This is a genomic window from Bradyrhizobium sp. NBAIM14, from assembly GCF_020193895.1.
Taxonomy (GTDB): domain Bacteria; phylum Pseudomonadota; class Alphaproteobacteria; order Rhizobiales; family Xanthobacteraceae; genus Bradyrhizobium; species Bradyrhizobium yuanmingense.
This window is the reverse complement of record NZ_JADYVQ010000003.1, coordinates 234,237-252,576: the sequence shown is the minus strand read 5'-3', so window position 1 is coordinate 252,576 and position 18,340 is coordinate 234,237. Positions and strand designations below refer to the sequence as shown.

Genomic DNA, 18,340 nt, shown 5'->3' with positions numbered 1-18,340 from the left:
TGCGCTGGCGACGCGCTTCTCACGCCCCCAGCACGTCCGCCAGCCGCAATTCGTCGGCGGCGGGATCCTTCAGGAACAGCTCCGCCTCGATCTCGTTCAGGTGCGACAGCATCAAGGCGCCGGCGCGCGCCTTGTCGCGCTTGCGGATCGCGGCGGCGATCCCGGCGTGATGATCGGTGCCGCACGCGGGCGTGTCGTGACGGCGGTACAGCAGGATGATGAGCGAGGAGCGCGCGATCAGCTCCTTCAGGAAGCCAAGATAGATGCTGTGGCCGCTCATCTCGGCGACGAGACGATGAAACTCGCCGGACAGACGGACGGAGGCGCGGGCATCGCCGCGCAACTCGGCCTCGCGTTCTTCCGTGAGATGGTGCTGCAGGCGATCGAGCCAGGCCGGCGAGATCGCGTCAATGGCGCGGTCCACGATGCTGGGCTCGATCAGGCGCCGCGCCTCGAACACCTCACGGGCATCAGCCGGCGTCGGGCGCGCAACGAAAGCGCCGCGATTCTTCTCGATGTTGACGATGCCCTCATGCGCAAGCTGCTGCAGCGCTGAGCGCACCAGCGTCCGGCTCGCGCCGTAGATGTCGCCGATCTCGTCCTCCCCGAGCTTGGTGCCCGGCAGCAGGCGATGCTCGAGGATCGCGGCGGTCACACCCTCCCGGATACGGCTGACGCGATCGCTCGCGTCTGGCGCATCGGATTTCTGGCGGGTCTTGGCGGCCATGATTGTGAGGGCTCGATCGACGAACGTTCGGCCTGCAATGTTAGTCGACGAGCTGTATCCAATCACAGGCGAAACTTTATACAATCTTCGCCCGTTTTGTGTGCAGCTGGCTGCACGGGTGACGGCCCGACAAATTGGGACGGAATCGATCTAACGATCTGACTCCGCTGCACAGTTTTTGAAATTCGCATCGTCGCGGGCTGTTGGCACGGACCTTGCGGAGAGAGCGGGACGCAACGCCCTCCTCGGACACGCCATGGCCATTCCCGCCGCTCTCGAACTGGTCGCCGTCACCAAGCGCTACGACGCCACGCTGGCCGTTGACAACGTCAACCTGAAGATCCCGGCCGGCACCTATTGCTGCCTGCTCGGCCCCTCCGGCTGCGGCAAGACCTCGACGCTGCGCATGATCGCAGGTCACGAGGCGGTCAGCGAAGGCGACATCATCCTCGGCGCGCAGAACGTCACCGACCTCGAGCCCGCCAAGCGCGGCACCGCGATGATGTTCCAGTCCTACGCGCTATTTCCGCACCTCTCCGTGCTCGACAACGTCGCCTTCGCCCTGAAGATGCGCGGCATCGACAAGCCGACGCGGCACAAGCGCGCCGGCGAATTGCTCGAGCTGGTCGCGATGAGCCAATATGCAGGCCGTCTTCCGGCGCAGCTCTCGGGCGGCCAGCAGCAGCGCGTAGCGCTCGCGCGCGCGCTGATCACCGAGCCGCAGATCCTCCTGCTCGACGAGCCGCTCTCGGCGCTCGATCCGTTCCTGCGCGTCAAGATGCGCGGCGAGCTGAAGCGGCTGCAGCGCGAGCTCGGCATCAGCTTCATCCAGGTTACCCACGGCCAGGAAGAGGCGATGGCCCTCGCCGACCACATCGTGGTGATGAACCACGGCAGGATCGAGCAGCAGGGCACGGCGCGCGACATCTTCCATCGTCCCCGCACCGAATTCGTGGCCCGATTCATCGGCGGCCACAACGTGCTCAGCGACGCCGGCAATCTCATCGCCGTTCGCGCCGATCAGCTCGGCATCGTGCCGTTCGTCGACGGCGCCTTCGGCGCGCCGGCGCTGCTGACCCAGACCGAGTACCAGGGCTCCTACATCGCCGTCTCGCTCACGCTCGACGACGGCACCGCCCTGTTCTCCCACGTTCCCGAGGCCGCCTTCGACGTGCATCCGTTCCGTCCGGGCGATCGCGTGCTGGCGACCTGGGATCCCGCCAAGGCGCAACGCCTGCAATAGCACCCTTCACCACGGAATGCGCAACACAGAGGAGTGAGCGAAATGACCGAGACGACCAGGAAGACCGGCGTCAGCCGCCGCACGCTATTGAAGGGCACCGCGGGTCTCGCCGGCCTCGCCGCCGGCTCCGGCGCGATCACCGGCTTTCCTTACGTGAAGTCGGCCGATGCGAAGGTGCTCCGCTATCTCGGCACGGCCGTGAACGAGGGCGACGACATCGCCAAGCAATGCCTGAAGGACACTGGTATCAAGATCGAATACATCACCGCAACCACGGACGACGTCACCAAGCGCGTGATGACCCAGCCGAATTCCTTCGACGTGCTTGATACCGAATATTTCTCGCTGAAGAAGCTGGTGCCGTCGGGCAACATCCTTGCGCTCGACGCCAAGAAGATCAAGGAGTTCGGCAACATCACGCCCGTCTTCACCAAGGGCGAGACGCCCGGCGGCAAGAAGATCGGCGGCCAGGGCACCGCGCCCTGGAAGGTGCTCTATCTCGAAGGCAAGGACTCCAAGAAGTTCGCGACGTCGGCGACCGAATTCGTCACGCTGATCCCGACCGTCTACAACGCCGACACGCTCGGCATCCGCCCCGACCTGATCAAGCGCCCGATCAGCACCTGGGCCGAGCTGCTCAACCCCGAGTTCAAGGGCAAGGCCTCGATCCTCAACATCCCCTCGATCGGCATCATGGATGCCGCCATGGTCGTGGAAGCCTCCGGCAAGTACAAATATGCCGACAAGGGCAACATGACCAAGGAAGAGATCGATCTCACCATGAAGGTGATGACCGAGGCCAAGAAGGCCGGCCAGTTCCGCGCCTTCTGGAAGGACTTCAACGAGAGCGTCAACCTGATGGCCTCGGGCGAGACCGTGATTCAGTCGATGTGGTCACCGGCGGTTACCAAGGTGCGCTCGATGGGCATCCCCTGCACCTTCCAGCCGCTGAAGGAAGGCTACCGGTCCTGGGCTTCCGGCTTCTGCGTGTCGAAGGGCGTCTCGGGTGCCAAGCTCGAATGGGCCTATGAATTCGTGAACTGGTTCCTGTCGGGCTTTGCCGGCGCCTATCTCAACCGCCAGGGCTATTACTCCGCCGTGCTCTCCACTGCGAAGGCGCACATGGAGCCCTACGAATGGGCCTACTGGATGGAAGGCAAACCGGCCGAGAAGGACATCAAGGCGCCCGACGGCTCGCTGCTGGAAAAGGCCGGCGCGGTGCGTGACGGCGGCTCCTACGAGGATCGCATGGGCGGGGTCGCGTGCTGGAACGCCGTGATGGACGAGAACGACTACATGGTCCGCAAGTGGAACGAGTTCATCGCGGCGTAACGGACATGTCGGAAGAGGTCCTGCAACAGGCAGCCCCGGGCTTGATCCCGGGGTCGGGCACAGCGCGCGCCGCAAAGCCGACGCGCCTGTCGCCGTCCTTCATCTCCTGGCTCCAGGCCGGGCCGATGATGCTGGTGTTTCTCGCGTTCTTCCTCATTCCGCTCGTCTTCGTCGTCATCGTCTCGTTCTGGGACTACAACGAATACCAGCTGCTGCCGGCTTTCTCCGGCCGCGGCTACACCGACACGTTCGAAGGCTGCATCGCGCAGCTCCCTGAGCTCTGCACCATCGCCAAGACCTATCTGAAGACGCTGAAGCTCTGCTTCCTGGTCTGGGCCATCACCCTCTTCGTCGGCTTCTGGGTCGCCTACTTCCTCGCCTTCCACGTCAAGTCCAAGACCTGGCAGATGGGCTTGTCGCTGCTCTGCACGATCCCGTTCTGGACCTCCAACGTGATCCGCATGATCGCCTGGATCCCGCTGCTCGGCCGCAACGGCCTCGTGAACACCGGCCTGATGAAGACGGGCCTGATCAACCATCCCGTGGAATGGCTGCTGTTCTCCGAATTCTCCGTGGTGCTGGCACTGGTGCACCTCTTCACCTTCTTCATGGTGGTGCCGATCTTCAACTCGATGGTGCGCATCGACAAGTCGCTGATCGAGGCCGCTTATGACGCAGGCGCCAGCGGTTTCCAGACCCTCGTCAACGTCATCATTCCGCTGGCCAAGCCCGGCATCGTGATCGGCTCGATCTTCGTCATCACCATCGTGATGGGCGACTTCATCACCATCGGCGTGATGGGCGGCCAGCAGATCGCCGCCGCCGGCAAGATCATCGAGACGCGGGTCAACGCGCTGCAATTCCCCGCCGCCGCGGCCAATGCCGTGATCCTCCTCGCAATCACCTTCCTGATCATCACCATGATGTCGCGCATCGTCGACATCAAGAAGGAGCTCTAGAGCATGAAGGAAGGACGCCCGCGCTCGTTCTACGTGCTCGCGATCTTCTTCGCGGCCTATGTGCTGTTTCTCTATGGGCCGATGATCGCGATCTACGTGCTGTCGTTCCAGGGGCCGCAGGGCGGCCTCACCTTCCCGATGAACGGCGTATCGACCTTCTGGATCGCAAAATTGTTCCAGGGCACCGGCATCGTCGATCTCGGTGCCGCCTTCCGCCGCTCGCTGCTGCTCGGCATCGTCGTGATGATCGTCACCGTCGTGCTGTCGGTCGCCGCCGGCATGGCGTTCCGGCGCAAGTTCAAGGCGCAGAGCATCCTGTTCTACTCGGCGATTGCCAGCCTCATCGTGCCCTCGATCATCACCTCGCTCGGCATCTCGCTCGAGTTCCGCATCATCGACGACCTGATCAAGGCGCATTGGAACGAGAATTTCGAGACCTCGATGGGCCTGCTGACGTCCGGGCTCGGCGCGCACCTGACCTGGACGCTGCCGTTCGGGCTGCTCATCATGTTCGCGATCTTCAACCGCTTCGATCCGCGGCTGGAAGAGGCCGCGCGCGATCTCGGCGCGACACCGTGGCAGACCTTTCGTCATGTCGTGCTGCCGATCATCCTGCCCTCGGTGATCGGCATCGGCCTGTTCGGCTTCACGCTGTCCTGGGACGAGCTCGCACGCTCCAGCCAGGCGATCGGCGCCGTGAACACGTTGCCGCTGGATCTTCAAGGCCTCACCACCACCGTGACCAACCCCGACATCTACGCGCTCGGCACCGTGATCTCGGCGGTCTCGTTCACGGTCATCACGCTTGCGCTCGGCACCATTCACGTGCTCAACAAGCGGCAGGCGGCCAAGGGCTCGGACGCCGGCAAGGGACTCGTCTGAGATAAGGACTCGTCTGTTCTGATGCGGCTTCACGTCGTCAATCCCAACACAACCGCGTCGATGACGGCGAAGATCGCCGCTGCCGCGCGCAGCGTTGCCCTCGCGGGCACCGTGATCGATGCGCGTCAGCCGGCGATGGGCCCGGTTTCGATCGAGGGGTTTTACGACGAAGCTTTCGCGGTGCCCGGCATGCTCGGCTGCATCCGCGAGGCCGATCGCGACGGCGCGGACGCACACATCATCGCCTGCTTCGACGACACCGGCCTGGATGCCGCGCGCGCCGCCGCCAAAGCGCCTGTGATCGGCATCGGCGAGGCCGGCTTCCACCTCGCGAGCCTGATCGCGGCGCGCTTTGCCGTGGTGACCACGCTCGGAGTCTCCATCGTGCCGATCGAGCACAATCTGCGGAAGTACGGCCTGGCCGAACGCTGTGCCCGCGTCCGTGCCGCCGAGGTCCCCGTGCTGGCGCTGGAAGAGCGCAACATTGATGCGCTCGGCAAGATCTCAGCGGAGATCACCGCCGCCGTCCGTGACGACCGGGCAGAAGCGATCGTGCTCGGCTGCGCCGGCATGGCCGATCTCGCAGGCGAGCTCGCCGCCGCGCACGGCCTGCCCGTGATCGACGGCGTCGCGGCCGCGGTGACGCTGGCGGAATCACTGGTGCGACTTGGACTGAAGACCTCCCGGCTCGGGCCCTATGCGGCACCGCGCGCAAAGAGCTATTCCGGGCCGTTCTCGCAATTTCAGCCTTGATCCCTGCCCCCTGCGCGGCGCTCCCGGGCTGCAAGAGCCGCTGATCACTGGTTTTTTGCCGCTCAGCCTCTTTTTGGTCCCATTCCTTGCCGAAACGTAAGGCTTTCGGGACGCCCCGGTGACCCCTCTGGGTTGCCGGTCTTCGCCACTCACCAAGTTTCAATTTGGGTTTTGTCAGCGATGATCGATCTCGCCCAGGACAGGCCGTCCAACACCCTCCTTCGCCTTGGCGCCCAGCCGATCGCGCTGACTGCTGCAGCCCTCCTGCTGCTGATCGCGGGCGTGACGTCGATCGCAATCTGGCGGGCCTATACCGGTGCCGCCCCCGAGAGCGACCGGGTGGTGGCCTCGCGGCAGCTTCAGGCCCGCACCGCCCAGGCCTCCGAGCAGCTGGTCGAGAAGACCAAGGGGCTGGAGGCGACCCAGCAGGAATCGATCGACCAGCTCCAGGTGGTGCAGGACCAGCTTCAGACGATGAAGCGGCTGCTGGCGGCGCAACAGGCCGACACCAAGCGCCTGTCGGAGCAGGTTACGGCCTTGAACGAATCCATCGACGGCTTGCGGCAGTCCTTTGCCAGTGCACGGGCGACCGAGGTCGAGACTCCATCGGTTACCCGCAGGAAACCAGCGCGGCGCGTCCACGCCAGCGCCCGCAAGCGCTCGGGCGGCTGAGCCGGTCACGGTGCGGGAACTTTATTTTCGCCACTTGTGAACTGGATCACATTCGCCGGTATGATTCCGCGCGATGCTCGCCGTTACCGGATGGCGTGAGCCGATTTCAATATCCGGGGCTGGCAAGGTCGTTGACGGTATACTGCGTCAACGACCTTGTTTTTTAACAGCTATTTCGCCTCACTCGCAGACGTCGACTTGGCGGTAGCGCCATCCCGACGGGGTCATGACGCGCTTGCGCACGACGTAGCAGCCGCCATAACCGTCGTTGTAGCCGACGCCATAATAGGTGGGGCCGCCGTAATAGGGGTAGCCGTAGCCGTAATAACCGCCGTAGTAGCCGGCGCCGGCGAGACCCGCCCCGATCCCGATCCCTGGCCAGAAGCCGCCGCCATGCCAATGACGGTGCCCCCAGCCATGGAAGCCGCCACCATGGAAGCCACCGCCGTGAAAGCCTCCACCACGTCCGAAACCGCCGCCCGCCTCGGCCTTTTGTGGCGCCGACAGCCCGACCGCCGCCACGGCCAGCGCCGTCATCATCATCCTGCGTAACATCACTCGATCCTCCGCGTGGAGGTTGCTCCACGCTTCAAAGCAGGACCAAGCTACCGTCAGTCGGTCATTCGTGACAGCCACACTGTCTCACTTCCGCGCGAGCATCGGCAGCCCGCGGCAGATGCGAGCTGCCGCCGGCCGCTATGCCGCCGCTGCCGGCCGTTCGGTCCGATCCTCGACCATGGTCACGAACATGTGGGACTCCTCACCGGCGCCCCCCACCTGGATGCGGCGGGCGCAGATGACGCGGCGCCCGCGGACGGGATTATCGATGGTATCGATGATCGGCTCGAGCTGCTGCCGCTGTGCGAGCAACTGCTGGTCGCGCCGCTCGATCAATTCGGCAGCCTCCACGGAGAACAATTCCCGCGCCGTCTTGCCGATGATCTCGCCGCGCGACATGCCGATCATCTTCTCGGCGGCCTTGTTGACGAAGACGTAGCGCAGATTGCGCGCGTCCTTGGCGATGATGCCCTCGGCCACGTTCTCGATGATAGTGGCGAGAAAGCGCTCCATCCGTTCGAGAATGCGTTCGCGGTGGCGCTGTTCCGTGACGTCCTCCTGCACCGACACCCAGCCGCCGCCGTCCATCGGGCGCTCGTAGATCTTGATGATGCGGCCGTCGTTCAGCGCGATCTCGTACGACGTCGGCTGGCGTTTGGCGATGCGGTCGAGCACCGCCGCGACGTATTTCGTGACGTCGCCGCTGAACAATCCGCTCTCGACCCTGTGCTGGAGGATCTCCTCGAGACTCGACCCGGTCTGGATCGTCTCAGGCAGATTGTAGATCCTGCGGTAATTGGCGTTCATCGCGACCACATTGGCCTTGCCGTCGAGCATGATCAGCCCCTGCGGCATGTTGTTGATCGCCGCCGAAAGCTGCCACTTCTTGGCCTGGTACTTGTCGTTGAACTTGTCGCGCTCGGTCATCGCCGCGTCGCGCGCCTGCGCAGTGCCGAGCTCGAGCTCCTCGAGCTCGAAGATGCGCGCCACCGCGTCACGGAAATTCTGTACCGCGCGTGCAAGGCGCCCGATCTCGTCGTGACGGCGCAGATGCGGCACCTCGCTCTTGACGTCGCCCTGCGCGATCCGGTCGGTCGCCTGCGTGATATCGGCGAGCGCGCCGACCACCGAGTTCCGCATGACGACGACGTTCAACGCCGCGAGCATCAGCGCCGCGAGCCCCAGCGCGAACAGATAGGCGGCTGCGTAGCGGTGGCTGTCGGCGAGCTCGTCCGCCTCGCTGGCGCGCTGTTCGTAGATGCGCTCGAGCGCTTCGAGATCGCTGTTGAGCTTGCTGCGCAGGGTGCGGTTGGCGTCGTTGTCGCCCCACTCGCGGGCCGCGGCGGGGCTGATCTCGACACCGCGCCGCACCAGCTCCTTGCGGAAGTCGATGAATTGCTGGATGCGCTGGCGGAAGGAAGAGAACAGCTCGGCGTCGTCGTCGCCCACCGTGCGCTCCATGCTCTTCACGGCCTCGGCGAGCTCGCGGTTGCGCCGCACCAGCCCGTCCGCGAACTGCTTCATCGCGGCACGATCGGCGGACATGTAGATGCCGCGCGATTCCATCACGACGGCGTAGATCAGGGCGTTGATGCGCCCGACGCCGACCGCCGCGTCGGCGGAGGTGGCATGCAGGTGGCGATACGTCGTCTGCAGGCGCACTGACTGGACCGACATCACCAGCAGGAAAGTGGTGACGATCGCCAGGAAGGCGGCGATGCTGTAGACCTTCTCCGCGACCGTCAGCGTGTCGGCGCCGCGCACGAATCGGACCAATTTCTTCAAAAATTTGGTACCGGCCCCGAGACCGGATTCCAGCGCCGCAGCACCCATGGCGCCGCTCCTCCTCGTTGAAAACGCTCGACGGTAAGCGTGATCGCGCTAGCAGAGGATTAAAGCGGCAGCCTGTATTTTTACGGTATGGATCCGTTCGCGCGGCTGGACAGAACCGCGTCCGGGCGCAGGTCAGCCGATCCGCTTCAAGCCCTGCTTGAAGCGCGGACCGTTGGCCACATAGAACCGGGCCGCGCTCCCCATCTTCTGCACCTGAGCGTCGTCGAGGGTGCGGATCACGCGCGCGGGCGAGCCGATGATCAGCGAGCGCTCGGGGAACTCCTTGCCCTCGGTGATGACGGAGCCCGCGCCGACGATGCTGTTGCGGCCGATCTTTGCCCCGTTCATCACGATCGAGCCCATGCCGATCAGCGCGCCCTCCTCGATGGTGCAGCCGTGCAGGATGACGTTGTGGCCGACCGTGCAGTTCCTGCCGATGACAAGCGGAAAGCCGAGATCGGTGTGGCAGGTCGAGCCGTCCTGCACATTGGCGCCCTCGCCGACCTCGATCCACTCATTGTCGCCGCGCAGCACCGCGCCGAACCAGACGCTCGCGCCCGGCTTCAAGCGCACCCGGCCGATCACGGTCGCGGTCTCGGCGATGAAATAATTGCCGTCGGCGGGAAGGTCGGGCGCCTGCCCGTCGAGCTCGTAGATGGCCATTGGCTGTCTCCTGTCGCGTTGACGACTGGCATAGCCAAACAGCAGCCGCGACGCAAAGGGCCGGCCGCGCTCGAGGCACTTCGGATCAGACCAGAAGGCCGGCGGCGCGCAGCGTCATCAGGAAGAAGGTGCCGCTCATCATGCTCCAAAAGGCAGCGATGACGGTCGCCATCATCACGAATTCCATGCGGCGGCTTTCCACCCGCACGCCGCGCAGCGTATTGCGCATGATGATGAAGGGCGCGGCGAACACCAGGAAGGGAACTGCCGCGAAGGTTTTCGGGGCCACGCCGTCCTGCAGCAGGCCGAAGCCGGCGGGCCGCTGCGCCAGCGCCTGGTATCCGTTCACGAGCGCGCCCGCGAGCGCGAAACCGATGCCGATCGAGAAGAAGGTGTTGAGAGCTTCAGGTGTCATCGGAAGTGCTCCGCCCTTACACAACGCGCGTGCCTTCCTGTGACAAACAGAGCCCGTTAACGCTACATTATCCTTAAGGAAAGGTTAACGCGGCCGGCCGTCCCGTGCAGGAGCCGTCCCGATCCAAGCGGCCGGGAACGCTGCGCGAAAGCGCCGTCGCATGGCATATTCGCCGCTGATTCGTCGGCCATCGGCCGACCTCCGGTCGACCTCGCACAATTCATGACATTGTTCTCGGCAGCTCCCCTCAGGTCCCCCCGCACGCGCACCCGGGCGCATGTCGTGCCGATCGTGCTCGGCGGCGCGGCGGCGGTCGCAGCTGTCGCGCTCGTCGCCTACCTGCTGTGGCCGACCTGGGGCAGCCGGGGCGCGAACGCGCCGGACAAGCTGCCGGTGAGCGTCGGCGGCACGTTGTTCAACCTGCCGGTGACCGCGATCCGGATGAAGATCCAGCGGCACTCGGGGCCGCAGGAGCGCATCGATCTCGATTTCCTCTATCCCTCGCTGGAGCCGCCCGGCGCGCCCAAGCACGTCACCTCCGACACGGCGGAAGCGGCGCTGCAGTCGATCGACCGCATCTTCCTGTCGATCGCCGCCCATCACGATGCGCTCTCGCCCGAGCAGCGCACGGCCACGATCTATCCGCGCTATCTCGACCCGGCCGCGGCAAGCCCAGCGGACGGCCTGACGATGCGCATGTTCCGCACCGACACGCCCTACGGCAGCGAGGACCTCTATTCGGCTGCGAGCCCCGCGCTCACCGCGCGCTGCACGCGCGATGCCGCCACCCCCGGCATGTGCCTCTCCGAGCGCCGCGTCGGCGGCGCCGACCTCACCTTCCGCTTTCCACGCAGCTGGCTGTCGCAGTGGCGCGAAGTGGCGGAGGCGATGGAGAGGCTGACCGCGCAGCTGCGCGGGCCGCGGGGCTAAGGGCGGTCGGCTTACTGTCGGCTGGAGCCTCCAAACCAAAAAATCGAAAACAACCCCATGCACAGTAGCCAAGCGTTGGCAGCATCGAGTCTTTTCGTTTTTTTCGAATAACGATTGACCCATCGGGCCAAAACAGGGCATGATGGCCGTGATGCGTGGCACGGGGTTGCCCGGATGGCGCATGGATGTGTGACTGATATCACTGAGCACAGATTGCGATTGGCCATGCTGCGAATAATCTGACGCTATTGCATTCGGGGGCTGGAATGCGGCTTCGGCTGTTTGTTTTGTTGATATTTGCGATCTGCGTGGGAGCCGGACCGGCGCTGGCCGAGAAGCGCGTCGCGCTAGTGATGGGCAACTCGGCCTACAAGAACGTGGCGCGGCTGGCGAACCCCGCGAACGATGCCACCCTGGTCGGCGGCATGTTCAGGAAGGCCGGGTTCGATACCGTCGACATCAAGCTCGACCTCAACGGTTCGGAGATGCGCCGGGCGCTGCGTGACTTCGGCGGCAAGGCGCGGGATGCTGGGGTCGCGGTGGTTTATTACGCCGGTCATGGCATTGAACTGGACGGCGTCAACTATCTGATCCCGACAGACGCGACGCTGGAGACCGACAGCGACGTGCTGGACGAAACGATCGCGCTGGACCGCGCGCTGTTCGCGGTCGAACCTGCAAAGCAGCTGCGCCTGATCATCCTCGATGCATGTCGCGACAACCCGTTTGCCAAGACGATGAAGCGTACCATCGCCTCGCGTGCCATCGGCCGCGGCCTCGCCAAGGTCGAGCCAACCAGCCCGAATACGATGATCGCGTTCGCGGCGAAAGCGGGCTCGACGGCGTCCGACGGCGACTCCAAGAATAGCCCGTTCGCGGCGGCTCTCGTCGAACGTCTGCCGACGCCCGGGCTCGATCTGCGCAAGGCGTTCGGCTTCGTGCGCGACGACGTGCTCAAGAATACCGGCTACAAGCAGGAGCCATTTGTGTACGGCTCGCTCGGCGGCGACGACGTGGCCCTGGTTCCGGCCAAGCCGGTCGCGACCGGACCGCAGGCGAACCCGGACAGCGACATCCGGCGCGACTACGAACTGGCGCTCCAGCTCGGCACGCGCGACGTTTGGACTGCATTCCTCAATCGTTATCCCAGCGGCTTCTATACCGATCTCGCCAAGGCTCAACTCAACCGGATTTCTGCCGAAGACGCCCGCGCTGCAGCGGCCGAGAAGGCGCGGGCGGCCGAGGAGGAGAAGGCAAAGCTTGCCGCCGAACGGGCCAAGAAGGCCGAGCAGGAGAAAGCCGCAGCAGCGGCCAAGGCTGCCGAAGATGCTCGGATCGCCGCGGAGAAGGCCAAACGGATCGAAGAGGCCAAGGCGGCGGCCGCCGAGCAGCGCAGGAAAGATGCAGAAGCAGCCGCCAAGGCACTGGCCGACAAGCAGGCTGCCGAGAAGGCGCTGGCCGAAAAGATCGTAAACGACAAGGCAGCTGCTGAAGTCGCTGCAAGACAGGCAAATGACAAGGCGCAGAGCGAGCAGAAGGTCGCGGCGGTTACCCCAGCTCAGTCGCCGCCCTCTCTTTCTCCGCAAGAGACGGCAAAGCTGGTGCAGTCCGAGCTCCGTCGCGTCGGTTGTCTGGCCGCAGCCGCCGATGGCGACTGGAATGCGTCATCACAGCGCTCACTGACGCTGTTCAACCAACATGCGGGAACGAAGCTCGACCCCAAGCTCGCAAGCTTCGAGGCGCTCGACATGATCAAGTCCAAGCCAGGCCGTGTCTGTCCGCTGGTCTGCAATCGCGGCTTCAAGGCGGACGGCGATACTTGCGTCAAGATCACCTGCCGCGCCGGCTATCGCGTCAACGACGACAATGAGTGCGAGAAGGTGCAGGACAAGAAGCCGGTCGCGACCCGCGAGGATGCCACGAACCGAGACGCCGAACGGAAGCAAGTTGAATCCAGGCCTGCGAAGCCTCAGACAAGTGGTCAGATAGTTTGCGGCGTGGGAATTGGTGGTTGCCGCCCTGTTCGCCCCGGCTGTCGGCTTGAACAAAAGAATTCAAGCAACGTCGAGGTCTGCAATTGAGCACGTAAAGGCCGTCAGGGTGTTGCCCAAGCAATGCTGGCGCCGCTGTGCTGGGCTCGCAATGACGGCGTGGAGAAATTGCACCGCGATCTTCGCTGCGTGCCCCGGACGCAGCGCAGCGTCTCTTCGACGGTGCGCTGCTGAGCCAGGGCCCATGTCCGAGATGCGCTGCGTGGCTATCTGGGTCCCGGCTCTGCACTGCAACGCCACAGCGTGTCGAAGACTCGCGTGAACGCGCTTATGGAGCGTTGCAGTGCGTCCGGGACACGGAGAACGCCGCGCGCGAGCGAAGACTCCGCTTCGCTCGCGACCAACTACTCCTGATCGACCAGGTCGTCCTCGAGGATCGCCATCTGGAATTGGAACGAGCGATCGTCGTCCTCGTCGTCGACGAAGAGCACGCCGATGAATTCCTCGCCGATATAGACCTCGGCGGAATCGTCCTTCTTCGGCCGCGGCACGACGCGGATCTTGGGATTGCCGAATACGCGCTTCAGATACGCATCTAACTTTCTGACTTCTTTGACGTCCACGGCAAGTCTCCGATCGAAAATGGTCGGCGGGTTTTAGGACGAGATGCGGCGAACCGCCAGCACGAATTGTCAAAGAATTTAGGGACGAAAAGGGCCGGAAAAACCCGGCCCTTCGCAGCATCAAGAGCCCGCTCAGAGCCCCATCGCGTTGATCATCTGGTCCATGGTGCGCGACGGCTCGGCGCAGCCGGCCTCGCCGACGATCTTGGCCGGCACGCCCGCAACCGTGACGTTGTGCGGCACCGGCTTGACGACGACCGAACCGGCGGCGATGCGCGCGCAATGGCCGATCTCGATATTGCCGAGAATTTTTGCGCCGGCGCCGATCAGCACACCGTGGCGGATCTTGGGGTGACGATCCTCGTTCTCCTTGCCGGTACCGCCGAGCGTGACGCCGTGCAGGATCGAGACGTCGTCCTCGATCACAGCCGTCTCGCCGCAGACGAAGCCGGTGGCGTGGTCGAGGAAGATGCCGCGGCCGATGCGCGCGGCGGGATTGATGTCGGTCTGGAACACCGCCGAGGATCGGCTCTGAAGGTAATAGGCGAAATCCTTGCGGCCCCTCAGATAGAGCCAGTGCGCGAGGCGATGGGTCTGGATGGCATGAAAGCCCTTGAAGTAGAGCAAGGGATCGATGAAGCGCGAGGTCGCGGGATCGCGGTCGTAAACGGCAACGAGGTCGGCGCGGAAGGCGTTGCCGAGATCGGGGTCGTCGCGCAGCGCCTCGATATAGGCCTGGCGCACGAGGTCGCCCGACAGCGCGGAATGATCGAGCCGGTCGGCGACGCGGTGGACCACCGAATCCTCCAGCCGGCCGTGATGCAGCACCGCCGAATAGATGAAGGTCGCAAGCTCCGGCTCGCGGCGGACGATGTCCTCCGCTTCGCTGCGGATCCGGTCCCAGATCGGATCGAGCGATGCGAGCTTTCCTCCCGGATTGACCTGATGCACTGCCATGGGATCTGCTCTTTCGAATTGGCTGATTTTGTTGGCTCTATAGCACAGTCTAGGCGACAAAGTCCTGACGGGCTTGCCTGAGAGTGAACAGTGCCCTGCCTCGGAGATCAAGCCAAACCATTGATAAACAAGACTTTCTTCTGACGCCCCGAGCGGCAAGGTCGGCTCAAGGTGGTCAGAGTTTCGCCAAATTCAAGCCGGGCGGCGTCAAACTATTGGTGAATTCGCCTCCAACCGTTATTGCGGGCATGATCCGAGCGGGGGCAGAGCCGATTTGACCATCACCACCGATCAACTGCGCGCGCGCGCCGCGGGCTCTTTTTGGCTGCGGCTGGCCGCAATGGCCCTGCCCCTCCTGATGATCGCGCCGGCGGTCTGGAACGGCTATCCGCTGTTGCAATGGGATACCGGCGGCTATCTCGCGCGCTGGTACGAGGGCTATCTCGTCCCCAGCCGCTCCACGGTGTTCGGCCTCTATTTGCACTATGGCGAGGGTTTCGGCTTCTGGATCAACCTCGCCGCCCAGTCGCTGGCGACGCTATGGCTGCTGCAGCTCACTCTTCGCGTGTTGAGTTTGATGCAGACCTTCCGCTTCGTCGCAATCAGCCTCTCCCTGATGCTGTCGACCGCGCTGCCCTGGCTTGCGAGCATGCTGCTCACCGACATCTTTGCCGGGCTCGCGGTGCTGTCGCTGTTCCTCCTGGTGGTCGGCGCAAACCGCACCTCGGCGATCGAGAAGATCTCGCTGTTTGTCTTCACCGCCTTTGCCGCGGCGACCCACAGCGCCACGCTCGGCGTGCTGCTCGGACTGTGCGCCGCGGGCTGGATGGCGCGGCCGTTTCTGGGCGCGCGCCTGCCGCTGGCCGGACTACTGCAGGCGAGCCTCACCATCGTCGCGGGCGGCTTGATGCTGGTGTCGGCGAATTATGCGCTGTCTGGCAAGCTGGCCTGGACGCCCGGCGGCTACGGCGTCGCCTTCGGCCGCATGATGCAGGACGGCATCGTCGCGCAATATCTCAACGACCGTTGCCCGCGCGAACGTTACAAGCTTTGTCCCTACCGCAACCAGCTGCCGGCGAGCGCCGACGAATTCCTGTGGGGCAAGAGCGTGTTCAACACGCTCGGCCGTTTCGCAGGCATGAATGAGGAGATGGGCACCATCGTCGTGCAGTCGCTGAAGGATTATCCAGCCTGGCAGGCCGGCGCGGCGCTTCGCGCGATGGGACAGCAATTGCTGCACGTGGCGACCGGCGAAGGCACCAACGGCTGGATCCCGCACACCCGCGGCATCATCGAGCGCTACATCCCCGCACAGGCCGCGCCGATGCGCGCGGCGCGGCAGCAGAACTGGGGTGTCAATTTCGATGTCGTGAACTGGCTGCATGTCCCGGTCGCGCTGGCCTCGATGCTGGCGCTGCTCGCGCTGCTCGGCCATGCGCTGGCAAGGCGCCGGCTGGACGATCTGACGCTGCTGGCTGGGACGGTGACGCTGGCGCTGCTCGGCAACGCCTTCATCTGCGGCGTGATCTCAGGGCCCCACGACCGCTACGGCGCGCGCATGGTGTGGGTCGCGACGTTCGTGGTGCTGATGGCCGTGGGGCGGCGGCTGGGCGAGGACGGCAAGCAGGATGAGATCGGGGTGAAGCCTCATCGCTCCCAATCTCCTGAGGGAGTGGACGATGTGTACACATTTGCACAGTTTAATGCGGCAGCCGTCTCGGTCAGGTAGGCTGTTCGCATGGACCGAGAATTCCGCCGCCTCGAACATGCCGCCCGCGAGCAAGCAGCACTGTCGGCTGACGGGCGCACCAAGGCTGCGCTGCTAGAGATCGCCGAAGAATACCGTTTGCGCGCCGACTACCTCGAAGCTCAAAAGCGCAGCCCTGCTGATTAAGTTGCAATATCGCTTGCTTGGCACTCTGACGGCATTGACTGCCAAGCCGTTGAGGAACAGTGTGTTCCATCACGGCCCGGTCCGTGGCTTCAATCGGTGACAGAGAGACCGGTTGTGCTCCCGCCCTACTCCAACAGGGAGCAGCGTCATGCCGATTCTACGGCTGATTGCGAATGTCGATCTCACCCGCGAACAGGAACATGTTCTTGAACTCGCCTTCAACCATGCCTTGCGCAAGCTCGACCTGGTGGATCGAAGCGATCCGATCTGTGATCTTCTCGCCAAGAGGATGATCGACATTCACATGCGCGGCGTGACTGACGCTGTCGCTCTGGCCGAAATCACCGTCCGGGAAATCAGAGCACCGAAACAATAGGGCCCGAGATCGGTGACGCCGTTGAGCGACGGCGCCTGGCACTGTCGCCATAGTTTCACATCGCCTTGGCGAGCGCGAACAGCCGGAAATCCTCAAGCGCCGCGTGCCGGTGGGGCGCCACTTCGCGCCTGTAAGTCTCGGTGTCGACGATCGAGCGGAAGGTGGCAAAGTCACCGTACTCATTGAGCGCCGCTTCGTCCCAGCGTTCGCTTGGCGAGCCGACGAGGCTCGCGAGGATCGGCCCGGAAAACATCGGCGCGATCGGCTTGCCGGCCGCAAGGCGCCGGAATGCCGGCCTGTAGCGCTCATGAAAGGCTTCACGGCCCGAGCAGGGCGCGGCGTCAAAGCCGTCCTCGTAACGCGCCTGCGCGCGGTAGCGCAGCACATTGAGCATATAAACCGGCTGCCCGGATGGAATCGCCCGCTCGGCGGCGTCGAGGGCTTGCAGCGTAATTTCGATAGGGTTCATCGGACGTCCCGCGTTTCCAGCGCCGCAGAATGCGTGCTGATACTCCCCGATTAGCCGTTCTCGAATGGGTCTTGTAGTGACCGTTTGGCCATGGCTATGTGGACTTCATGTCCACAACGACTTTGCCTCCCGACCTTTCGCGCCTCCTCGCCTTCGTCCGCGTCGTCGAGGCAGGCTCCTTCGCCGAAGCCGCGCGGCGGGCGGGGACGACCACATCGGCGATGTCCAAGGCGGTCGCCCGCTTCGAACAGGCTCACGGATTGCGACTTTTGCATCGCTCCACCCATTCGTTGGCGCTGACCGCAGAGGGCGACCGGCTGATGTCGGCGGGACGCGCGTTGGCCGAAAGCCTCGCCCGTGTCCAATCCGCGCTCGGCGAAGTCGCGCGCGACGATGGCGGACGGGTGCGCGTGACCGCCCCCGCCTCGTTCGCGCGCGCCTGCATCCTGCCGCGACTGCCCGCGTTCCTGCGGGAACGGCCGGAAATCGAGATCGAGGTCAAATTCCGCAACGAGATTCTCGATCTCGCGGCGGAAGGCGTCGACATCGCGATCCGCACAGGGCCGCTCGATCGCGCGCCCGGTCATCAGGCACGGCGGCTTTGCACCTTCTCCTGGATCGCTTGCGCCTCGCCTGCCTATCTGAAAGCGCGCGGCGCGCCGGCCACTCCCTTTGAGCTTTCCGCGCACGAGCACGTCGGCTTCCGCAATCCCGCGAGCGGTCAGATCCTGACCTGGCGCTTCGCCGACCCGCGCGGCAAAGGACCCATTCGCATCACCCCCAAGCCCAAGCATATTTGCGACGACGCGCATGCTTCGCTCGCTTTGATCGTGAATGGGTTCGGTGTCGGCTGGGGGCCGGCGTGGCTGGTTGGCGAAGACCTTCGCGCCGGCCGGCTGGTCGAAGTGCTGGCGCCCTGGCGCGCGCCTGGGGAACCCCTTTGGATGCTGCGCACCTCGGGCCGCCGCCCGCCCCTGCGCACACAGCGCGTCATGTCGTTCCTCAACACGCTTCCCACCGCGTTCAGCGACAAGGTGGTGTGAAGCAGCAGTCGTCACCGACA

At 64.4% G+C, this 18,340-nt stretch carries 20 protein-coding genes; 12 read left to right on the top strand and 8 right to left on the bottom strand.

From position 1 onward, the window contains the following. Positions 1–19 precede the first annotated feature (19 nt). Complete coding sequence (locus I6F28_RS10120; protein WP_225124835.1) at positions 20–727, bottom strand: GntR family transcriptional regulator; 708 nt, start codon at positions 725–727, stop codon at positions 20–22. Between the two features lie 256 nt (positions 728–983). On the opposite strand from I6F28_RS10120, the gene I6F28_RS10115 reads away from it, so the two are divergent. The 6 genes from I6F28_RS10115 to I6F28_RS10090 all read left to right on the top strand — a co-directional run bounded on the left by I6F28_RS10115 (position 984) and on the right by I6F28_RS10090 (position 6,568). Beyond that, on the top strand, positions 984–1,970 hold the full coding sequence (locus tag I6F28_RS10115; protein WP_036015276.1) for an ABC transporter ATP-binding protein: 987 nt from the start codon (positions 984–986) through the stop codon (positions 1,968–1,970). Positions 1,971–2,012: 42 nt separating this feature from the next. Next, positions 2,013–3,302, top strand: coding sequence for an ABC transporter substrate-binding protein (locus I6F28_RS10110; RefSeq protein ID WP_036044006.1), 1,290 nt, complete (start codon positions 2,013–2,015; stop codon positions 3,300–3,302). 5 nt (positions 3,303–3,307) lie between these two features. Beyond that, complete coding sequence (locus I6F28_RS10105; RefSeq protein WP_036015279.1) at positions 3,308–4,261, top strand: ABC transporter permease; 954 nt, start codon at positions 3,308–3,310, stop codon at positions 4,259–4,261. A 3-nt stretch (positions 4,262–4,264) separates the two neighbouring features. Next, entirely contained in the window at positions 4,265–5,143 is an 879-nt protein-coding gene (locus I6F28_RS10100; RefSeq protein ID WP_025037151.1) for an ABC transporter permease, read from the top strand. Between the two features lie 21 nt (positions 5,144–5,164). Beyond that, entirely contained in the window at positions 5,165–5,896 is a 732-nt protein-coding gene (locus I6F28_RS10095) for an aspartate/glutamate racemase family protein (protein WP_225139821.1), read from the top strand. A 180-nt stretch (positions 5,897–6,076) separates the two neighbouring features. After that, on the top strand, positions 6,077–6,568 hold the full coding sequence (locus I6F28_RS10090; protein ID WP_057029563.1) for a hypothetical protein: 492 nt from the start codon (positions 6,077–6,079) through the stop codon (positions 6,566–6,568). A 180-nt stretch (positions 6,569–6,748) separates the two neighbouring features. Here the strand turns inward: I6F28_RS10090 and I6F28_RS10085 are convergent, their stop codons facing one another. From I6F28_RS10085 to I6F28_RS10070, 4 genes are all read right to left on the bottom strand, one after another. Beyond that, positions 6,749–7,123: a hypothetical protein gene (locus tag I6F28_RS10085; protein WP_225139820.1), complete on the bottom strand. Its 375-nt coding sequence runs from the start codon at positions 7,121–7,123 to the stop codon at positions 6,749–6,751. Positions 7,124–7,264: 141 nt separating this feature from the next. Beyond that, on the bottom strand, positions 7,265–8,959 hold the full coding sequence (locus I6F28_RS10080; protein ID WP_225139819.1) for a PAS-domain containing protein: 1,695 nt from the start codon (positions 8,957–8,959) through the stop codon (positions 7,265–7,267). A 132-nt stretch (positions 8,960–9,091) separates the two neighbouring features. Next, positions 9,092–9,622, bottom strand: a complete 531-nt coding sequence (locus I6F28_RS10075; RefSeq protein WP_036044000.1) for a gamma carbonic anhydrase family protein — start codon at positions 9,620–9,622, stop codon at positions 9,092–9,094. 85 nt (positions 9,623–9,707) lie between these two features. After that, the gene (locus I6F28_RS10070) at positions 9,708–10,037 is read right to left on the bottom strand and encodes a DUF6949 family protein (protein WP_036015295.1); all 330 of its coding nucleotides are present in this window, start codon (positions 10,035–10,037) and stop codon (positions 9,708–9,710) included. A gap of 222 nt (positions 10,038–10,259) precedes the next feature. Here I6F28_RS10070 and I6F28_RS10065 point away from each other — a divergent pair, with 222 nt between their 5' ends. Then, a complete protein-coding gene (locus I6F28_RS10065) occupies positions 10,260–10,967 on the top strand; it encodes a hypothetical protein (RefSeq protein ID WP_225139818.1) in 708 nt (235 codons plus the stop codon). 266 nt (positions 10,968–11,233) lie between these two features. Further along, a complete protein-coding gene (locus tag I6F28_RS10060) occupies positions 11,234–13,048 on the top strand; it encodes a caspase family protein (RefSeq protein WP_225139817.1) in 1,815 nt (604 codons plus the stop codon). Between the two features lie 314 nt (positions 13,049–13,362). Here the strand turns inward: I6F28_RS10060 and I6F28_RS10055 are convergent, their stop codons facing one another. Continuing rightward, complete coding sequence (locus tag I6F28_RS10055) at positions 13,363–13,581, bottom strand: DUF3126 family protein (protein ID WP_007602550.1); 219 nt, start codon at positions 13,579–13,581, stop codon at positions 13,363–13,365. A 132-nt stretch (positions 13,582–13,713) separates the two neighbouring features. Next, positions 13,714–14,538 carry a serine O-acetyltransferase gene (cysE, locus tag I6F28_RS10050; RefSeq protein ID WP_036015299.1) on the bottom strand — a complete coding sequence of 275 codons (825 nt, stop codon included), beginning with the start codon at positions 14,536–14,538 and terminating at the stop codon, positions 13,714–13,716. 274 nt (positions 14,539–14,812) lie between these two features. Between cysE and I6F28_RS10045 the strand changes: the two genes are divergently transcribed. The 3 genes from I6F28_RS10045 (at position 14,813) to I6F28_RS10035 (ending at position 16,808) form a co-directional block, all read left to right on the top strand. After that, positions 14,813–16,267: a hypothetical protein gene (locus I6F28_RS10045; RefSeq protein ID WP_225139816.1), complete on the top strand. Its 1,455-nt coding sequence runs from the start codon at positions 14,813–14,815 to the stop codon at positions 16,265–16,267. 9 nt (positions 16,268–16,276) lie between these two features. Next, positions 16,277–16,432 carry a hypothetical protein gene (locus I6F28_RS10040; RefSeq protein ID WP_156447197.1) on the top strand — a complete coding sequence of 52 codons (156 nt, stop codon included), beginning with the start codon at positions 16,277–16,279 and terminating at the stop codon, positions 16,430–16,432. 148 nt (positions 16,433–16,580) lie between these two features. Continuing rightward, on the top strand, positions 16,581–16,808 hold the full coding sequence (locus I6F28_RS10035; protein WP_146207712.1) for a hypothetical protein: 228 nt from the start codon (positions 16,581–16,583) through the stop codon (positions 16,806–16,808). 55 nt (positions 16,809–16,863) lie between these two features. Here I6F28_RS10035 and I6F28_RS10030 read toward each other — a convergent pair whose 3' ends face one another. Beyond that, the gene (locus I6F28_RS10030; RefSeq protein ID WP_225139815.1) at positions 16,864–17,277 is read right to left on the bottom strand and encodes a hypothetical protein; all 414 of its coding nucleotides are present in this window, start codon (positions 17,275–17,277) and stop codon (positions 16,864–16,866) included. A gap of 107 nt (positions 17,278–17,384) precedes the next feature. Here I6F28_RS10030 and I6F28_RS10025 point away from each other — a divergent pair, with 107 nt between their 5' ends. Next, positions 17,385–18,320 carry a LysR family transcriptional regulator gene (locus tag I6F28_RS10025; RefSeq protein ID WP_225139951.1) on the top strand — a complete coding sequence of 312 codons (936 nt, stop codon included), beginning with the start codon at positions 17,385–17,387 and terminating at the stop codon, positions 18,318–18,320. Positions 18,321–18,340: the final 20 nt, after the last annotated feature.

Excerpts from the sequence above, each read along its gene's own strand:
- I6F28_RS10120 (WP_225124835.1), bottom strand. The coding sequence starts at position 727 with ATGGCCGCCAAGACCCGCCAGAAATCCGATGCGCCAGACGCGAGCGAT.
- I6F28_RS10115 (WP_036015276.1), top strand. The coding sequence starts at position 984 with ATGGCCATTCCCGCCGCTCTCGAACTGGTCGCCGTCACCAAGCGCTAC.
- I6F28_RS10110 (WP_036044006.1), top strand. The coding sequence starts at position 2,013 with ATGACCGAGACGACCAGGAAGACCGGCGTCAGCCGCCGCACGCTATTG.
- I6F28_RS10105 (WP_036015279.1), top strand. The coding sequence starts at position 3,308 with ATGTCGGAAGAGGTCCTGCAACAGGCAGCCCCGGGCTTGATCCCGGGG.
- I6F28_RS10100 (WP_025037151.1), top strand. The coding sequence starts at position 4,265 with ATGAAGGAAGGACGCCCGCGCTCGTTCTACGTGCTCGCGATCTTCTTC.
- I6F28_RS10095 (WP_225139821.1), top strand. The coding sequence starts at position 5,165 with ATGCGGCTTCACGTCGTCAATCCCAACACAACCGCGTCGATGACGGCG.
- I6F28_RS10090 (WP_057029563.1), top strand. The coding sequence starts at position 6,077 with ATGATCGATCTCGCCCAGGACAGGCCGTCCAACACCCTCCTTCGCCTT.
- I6F28_RS10085 (WP_225139820.1), bottom strand. The coding sequence starts at position 7,123 with ATGTTACGCAGGATGATGATGACGGCGCTGGCCGTGGCGGCGGTCGGG.
- I6F28_RS10080 (WP_225139819.1), bottom strand. The coding sequence starts at position 8,959 with ATGGGTGCTGCGGCGCTGGAATCCGGTCTCGGGGCCGGTACCAAATTT.
- I6F28_RS10075 (WP_036044000.1), bottom strand. The coding sequence starts at position 9,622 with ATGGCCATCTACGAGCTCGACGGGCAGGCGCCCGACCTTCCCGCCGAC.
- I6F28_RS10070 (WP_036015295.1), bottom strand. The coding sequence starts at position 10,037 with ATGACACCTGAAGCTCTCAACACCTTCTTCTCGATCGGCATCGGTTTC.
- I6F28_RS10065 (WP_225139818.1), top strand. The coding sequence starts at position 10,260 with ATGACATTGTTCTCGGCAGCTCCCCTCAGGTCCCCCCGCACGCGCACC.
- I6F28_RS10060 (WP_225139817.1), top strand. The coding sequence starts at position 11,234 with ATGCGGCTTCGGCTGTTTGTTTTGTTGATATTTGCGATCTGCGTGGGA.
- cysE (WP_036015299.1), bottom strand. The coding sequence starts at position 14,538 with ATGGCAGTGCATCAGGTCAATCCGGGAGGAAAGCTCGCATCGCTCGAT.
- I6F28_RS10040 (WP_156447197.1), top strand. The coding sequence starts at position 16,277 with ATGGACCGAGAATTCCGCCGCCTCGAACATGCCGCCCGCGAGCAAGCA.
- I6F28_RS10035 (WP_146207712.1), top strand. The coding sequence starts at position 16,581 with ATGCCGATTCTACGGCTGATTGCGAATGTCGATCTCACCCGCGAACAG.
- I6F28_RS10030 (WP_225139815.1), bottom strand. The coding sequence starts at position 17,277 with ATGAACCCTATCGAAATTACGCTGCAAGCCCTCGACGCCGCCGAGCGG.
- I6F28_RS10025 (WP_225139951.1), top strand. The coding sequence starts at position 17,385 with ATGTCCACAACGACTTTGCCTCCCGACCTTTCGCGCCTCCTCGCCTTC.